At 41.9% G+C, this 5,847-nt stretch carries 4 protein-coding genes; all 4 read left to right on the plus strand.

The window, feature by feature from the left end:
- A partial coding sequence (locus D1Z90_RS21375) for a hypothetical protein (RefSeq protein WP_158587202.1) occupies nt 1-231 on the plus strand: 231 nt, incomplete at its 5' end.
- A complete protein-coding gene (locus tag D1Z90_RS19970) occupies nt 204-1,079 on the plus strand; it encodes a DUF4123 domain-containing protein (RefSeq protein ID WP_119912548.1) in 876 nt (291 codons plus the stop codon). The genes D1Z90_RS21375 and D1Z90_RS19970, both read left to right, overlap by 28 nt.
- Entirely contained in the window at nt 1,072-5,157 is a 4,086-nt protein-coding gene (locus tag D1Z90_RS19975; protein ID WP_119912549.1) for a LysM peptidoglycan-binding domain-containing protein, read from the plus strand. Before D1Z90_RS19970 ends, D1Z90_RS19975 begins: the two co-directional genes overlap by 8 nt.
- A partial coding sequence (locus D1Z90_RS19980) for a hypothetical protein (protein ID WP_147378810.1) occupies nt 5,150-5,847 on the plus strand: 698 nt, incomplete at its 3' end. The genes D1Z90_RS19975 and D1Z90_RS19980, both read left to right, overlap by 8 nt.

Below are 5,847 nucleotides of genomic sequence, written 5' to 3' on the forward strand. Positions count from 1 at the left end.
AGTGGCTACGCGGGTGTGCAAGCCGAGTTAGTCAAACCAGTAGAGCAAGCAGTAAACAGTGAGCGGGTAGAGGTGGCTGACATTCTGGCATCAAAAGATACCGTTGATGCCATTGTACCTATGGCATCGCCGGAAACTTACCAAGGCATGACAGAGGCAGGAATTGTCATGATAGAAGAATGTGATTGCAGTGGAGTTGATACGTGTCCGGTTCACAAAAAGAACAAATAATACGCCAAATTGATAACATCAATTCAACGCATATGGAGCAAGTTATCAATGAAGCTTCTGCGGCCCCGTTTGCTTATGCCATTATTGAACAAAATCTGTATCCAAATTTTATGGCACAACTTTACGGCCTTGATAGTGCGAATTTAACCTGGGATTACCTATTTCGTCCTGATCGTGATGAAGGGTTAAGGCTAGTTGGTCCTGTACTGATTGCCCTTAACGACGACGATCTGAGTCAATGGCTGAAACAGTTATTAACCCAGCAGTCGGGCGGCTGTCTATTACGCAGCACTACCGATTTTGATGAGACTCTCCTGTGGGCACAAGCCCGCATGACGCTTATCTCTCCCGAGGGCGCACAAGCCATTTGCCGTTTTTTCGACCCTAAAAACATGGCCTTTATGCTGGCTTCCCAAACAGCGTCTCAACAACAAGCCTTTTGGCACCAAACTCACGAGCTATATTGGTTTGATGCGGGGCAATGGTGGTCGTATCAATCAACCCCCTTGCCGCAACCTTTGATTGAAAGTTATCAGCTTAGCCAAACCGAGTTAGATGGCATTGTGAACTTTAAAGAGCAAGTCTTAAAGCGAATCTTGCTCGCTCTGTACCAGAAAGATTTACAAGCTGCCGGAATAAGTGACATCAACAATATAGACACACATTTTGAGCTAGCTAAATCTTATGGCGCAAAAAAATTATCAGATTTTTCCGCCTGGTTAGAGTTAATAAACCGGTTTGGCCTTTCTTTTTACTTAAAAAAGAATATTGAAGAAAGGCTTAACCATCCTAACTACCCATTCCTTAAAAAATTAAAGGTTGTAGAAAGAGAATTATCAAATGCTTGAAGACAGCAATAATGATTATGAGTTAGTGAACTACCTCATTCAGGAAGGGGATACATTAAGTGAGCTGAGTCTTAAGTTTAAAGTATCTCAAGATGTTTTATTAGAGCATAACCCCCAAGTAGTTGATCCTGATTTTATCTACCCAGGGAAATTTCTTTTTGTTCCAACCCCTGTAACAAAAAAAAATATTGATTTAGTCGTTATCAACGACCTAGCTGATACTCCGCCTCCCAAAAATGAGCCAGTTGAAAAGTGCCAACCAAAACCTTTGAACGTTGCTAATTGTGAGGAAAACATTAACGCAGAAGGAACTGCAAAGTGTAAATCGAATCAACACAATGAACGATTCATTTATGTTGAGTCAACAGGCACCGTCGAACAACCGGATAACTGTTACGCCTTGTATAAAAATGATGGCCAGTTGGAGCAATTAGAGTCCTGCCATCAACCAAATGGGCGGTTTGGTCCAATAGTAGAATCTTTGGAATACAGAGAGCCAGAAGAGTACGTTGATATCCAGTTGATCCAAAAAATAGGGGATATTGAAGCTATTCTAGTTGAAGGTGACCTAACTCCATCGACTATGCGAGACCCTGCTAAGGTGTTTCAAGATAATGTCATGGTCAGCGTTGCTCCTTTGTTGACTGTAAATTATGACGAGAGCGTCGTTGGCCCCTGTCGAGAGGGGTATCTTTATTTTTTTATTGGCCAAAAACTCTATCGGGAAATTAAAGTATCTGTTGATAGTGATGGCACTAATATCTATAACGACTCCGACGTTAAACATTATCAGTCTCAATCTGTCGTACCCGAAAAAAGAGATTACTCAGGGCCAGAATTAACTTCAATTCATTTACCCATGACATTAAATGGTGATAGAACCGAGTTAAGGGTCGCTTTTTCTAGTTTTCCATTACCTTGGCAGCATATAAGAAACTTAGAGCTCAGCCGTGAAAGAATGTTATCTAGGTGCCAAGAATGTGATTTATCCGAGTACCTTATAACTACCCTTTTATTGCGTGGTGAAAGTGGGCGTGCGTATGGTGATCCAAGGTTTTCAGTCAGAAATAAACGAGAGTTATTTTTCTTGGCAGTAGATGAATTACCTCAAATGCGCCCAAGAGATATCAGCTACGAACAATTCTTAGGGGCTCCTCGGATATACCTAGAAGATCTAACAGGAGAGTATTGGCACACCATTATCAACGGGCTTAAAAATGAGAGAATATATTATGATAGTGAAAGTCTAGATGGTTTGAGTGATGATATTACCCTTAACGGGAATTTTTTTGATTTATGCCATGAAAAGTTTTGCTACGAAGATACCTTTTTCCCTGTTCCTCGTTCACTCTTATTACAACGGTGGCTACACCCTAATAGGCAAAACCCCGATGAGTTTAATGCATTCCGATTAGATATTGATGCTAATGCCGAGTATTCACAGCCATTAGCACCAGAAGTGGAAAAAGACGTATTTGAAAACTTAAGAAATAATCATCAAATTGGACTTGTAGTTCGAGATCAACGCTTTATCGCTGACACTATGCTCAACGTTGCGCATGCCAATATCCAATTATTATACCTCTTGTCAGAAAGCTTTAAATACCAGCCATTGGGCGCTGCTGCTGAACTTGTTCATGAGAACTTTTTAAATTCAACATTACCAACCGGTGGGACTAATCCACTTTATGTTAATGGGTTAGCAGACCGTCGCCTCGATCAAACTGACGGTAGTGTTTTTTCTCGAATCACAAAAAAGGCAGAACGAAAAAGTGCAAGATTTGAAGCCATGTCTAAATTGGGACGATTTTGTGATTTATTGCTTGATACCAGTGGAGCTAATCTACCTGCTTGTGACATGGATGCTGTGTTATTTAAAACTGCTGACAAGGCTTGGTCTTATTATCAATTAATAAATGCGTTAGAGCTTATTTTGACTGAAGAAGGCCGCATTGATTCCCGTTTAGTTGAAAAAGAAGAACTCTACAGGTTAGAGCAATTTTTATATTCAGGTATGAATAAGCCTACTGATGTTCTTATTAAAGCAAGAAAAGATATTTTTTATCATGCCTCACACCCTTACGCCTGCTTATTTCGCTCTGTTGAGAATATTCCAGAAGATACACAAGCTGCGCTTTGGGCTGAGCTATATTCAGTGGATTTATTAGCTTTGCAACAAGCTCTGGCGCAGTCACATCAGCAAGCAGAACAAAATCAATTAGTGGTTTTTAATGCTGAGTTAATTAAAAATGCAGCCAATATCATAGACAAAGAAAATGAGATGGGAGTGGTTGATTATCTTACTCACCTTCGTAGGGGGACAAATGGCTTAGAAGTGTTATCAATACAGGTTCTGCCAAAGCTATATCCTGTTATGGCCAGTATTTCTCGCTCAATTCTTAACGATAACTCTAGGTTGTCTAAGCTCATTGGTATGGAGCTTGGTGAGGCCAGTAAACTGAAGATAGCCACAGATATAGCAGACTTCTCGACGGCGATGTCTGGTGGCTCAGTTGCGTTTAAAGTTTGGCAAAATGGTGATTGGGTTTCCTACACCGCTGAGTCTGATAGCATTCGGATGTTGTCAATAGGAGAATACGCAGCGTCTTCTGCGAAAGCGGTTGGTAAAATTGAAACTGGTATGGGAGGGACCATTCAAGCAAGCGCTGGGGCGCAATCGGGTTACGAAATGACAGCAAGGAAGGTAAAGGGCGGTACCTGGCTATCAACAGGCGTGTATAGAGGGATTTGGCATAGTTTGGCTGGGTTAGAACTATGGAATGCAGCATGTGCCGCTAATGCTTATTACGAAAACCCAAATGTAAAAAGCAGTGTGGCTCTTGTCAGTGGGGTTGTCGATGCCGCTTTAGTAGGCCTTTATTATGCATCCTTAACTCAACGTACAGGTTGGGGGGTTGGGAAAATTAACGGTTTATTGGAGGTAACAACGAAATTTAATTCAACTGGTTGGACTAGTTGGAGTACATATAGAGGGTTAGCAGCAAGTACCGCTGGCGCATTAACTTCAGCGTTACTTTTTTGGGACGCATATGACCTAATGCAACAAGGCTATCGCAACTCTGCAAAATGGAAGGCGATAGAAGGGGGGGGGATGCTAAGTGCCAGTTTGTCACCTGCCATAACCCGTTTATTGCTGAAAGTATTTGGCTTACCCGTAAGTTATGCTAACCCTATTATGATAGCTATCACATTGGTATCTTTGGCTATATCCTTTTATTTTGCCTACAAGTCGGTCAACCATGCCGAAGACAGCTTTTCTTTGGCCGTGCGCTACGGCCCTTTCGGTAAGGAAAAAGATGAGCTGCTCGCGCGCATTGCTACTTTAGAAAATAGGCAAATAGAGCTACAACAAGAAGAAAATAATAAAGCGCAGCAAGAAAACAGGCCTGCTTTAATTATTGAGCCTGACGCAATCTTAATCACACTTAGAGAGTTACAGCAAATTAACCTTAGTAATGATACTGGTGCAGAGTATTACAGTCACTTACTGAACACGCTAATGATGGGGGATGTAGCAATCGTTCAATTAAAAGACATAGAGCAAGATTGCCCCGAAGCCAAAAGATACAATTGTGACTTATTTTTAAAAACTTACCATCCAGCACTGCGTTTTAACGCGCAAAGAGGGGGGCGGCAAGCATTTAACTTAAGCGTGGGTCACTGCGTGAGCATTCCTGGGTTCAGTCGTAAGGGCGTTGTGCCAACCCACTCCTCAGAGGCCGTACTAACACAGTTTGAAATTGTCAGTAAAAGCGACCCTGCCATCGCGTATCATGGCATTAAATTAAAGCCTAAGCATTGGCAACATACGGAAGAATCAAGCAGGTTATTACGTCAAATGTCAGCGAGACGTGTCGTTGGAGACGCTGAACAAGGGCCGCTACCTATGATTGATGAATTGTTTGTAGACATTGAATGCCTACCGCCTAATTTAACGTTTCGTTCAGAAACTTGGAGTCTTCAAAGCCAAGCTGTTGTGACTCAAGAATCATCTCAGCGTTTCATTTACCAAACCAGTCGATTGACCACTAAAATAAAAAGAAGCACATATGGATAGTTATTATAGCGAGAGCGCATACCGTAAAGATAAGTGCCCAACAGACAATCCAACGCCGGCCAAATCCGGCTTATGGCAAGGATTATCCACTCACACCCAATACACTTGGCACAATACGTACAATTATATTAACCCCTTTAATCGGCAGTTTCCTTCTTGTTGGCATTTAGATTATGACTATCAAAGTAAGGCTGAAGAATTCCCCATATATTGGCCTTTAACCCATGAGGTATGGAAAACAGATTTTGAAGAAGATGATGCTGAGGAGTCTTGCAGCCTGATACTTGCATTTTTAGAGGTGTTTGCATTTCCCTTAGCTTATATTTATTTGGGTGCCGGTTTGCTCACTTTTATTTTGGGTGGCTTGGCTGGATTTTTTTTCCCCATGATTCTTGTTATTCCTTTATTGTTAGCTGTTTTTTCAACTTTTGCGTTTGTTCATTCCGCTAAAAGCGCCGCTAAGCATTATAAACGCCATAAATGGATGGGAAACGGCTTTTTCCGCCGCACGGGTAAAGTGGTGCGAAATAAAACCACGTATGACTTTACCGATTTTTGTGCGGTCGTGGAGCGTGCGCCCATGACCAATGGCATGTGCCATTTTAACTTGGTGATGCAACACAGATTAAACGCCAAGGTGTCACTCTTAGTATTTCAAGGCGGCGCGAATGTGGATGAATGTCGCCGGGC

The sequence above is a fragment of the Motilimonas pumila genome (assembly GCF_003596335.1).
In the GTDB taxonomy this organism is placed as follows: domain Bacteria; phylum Pseudomonadota; class Gammaproteobacteria; order Enterobacterales; family CBDFNC01; genus Motilimonas; species Motilimonas pumila.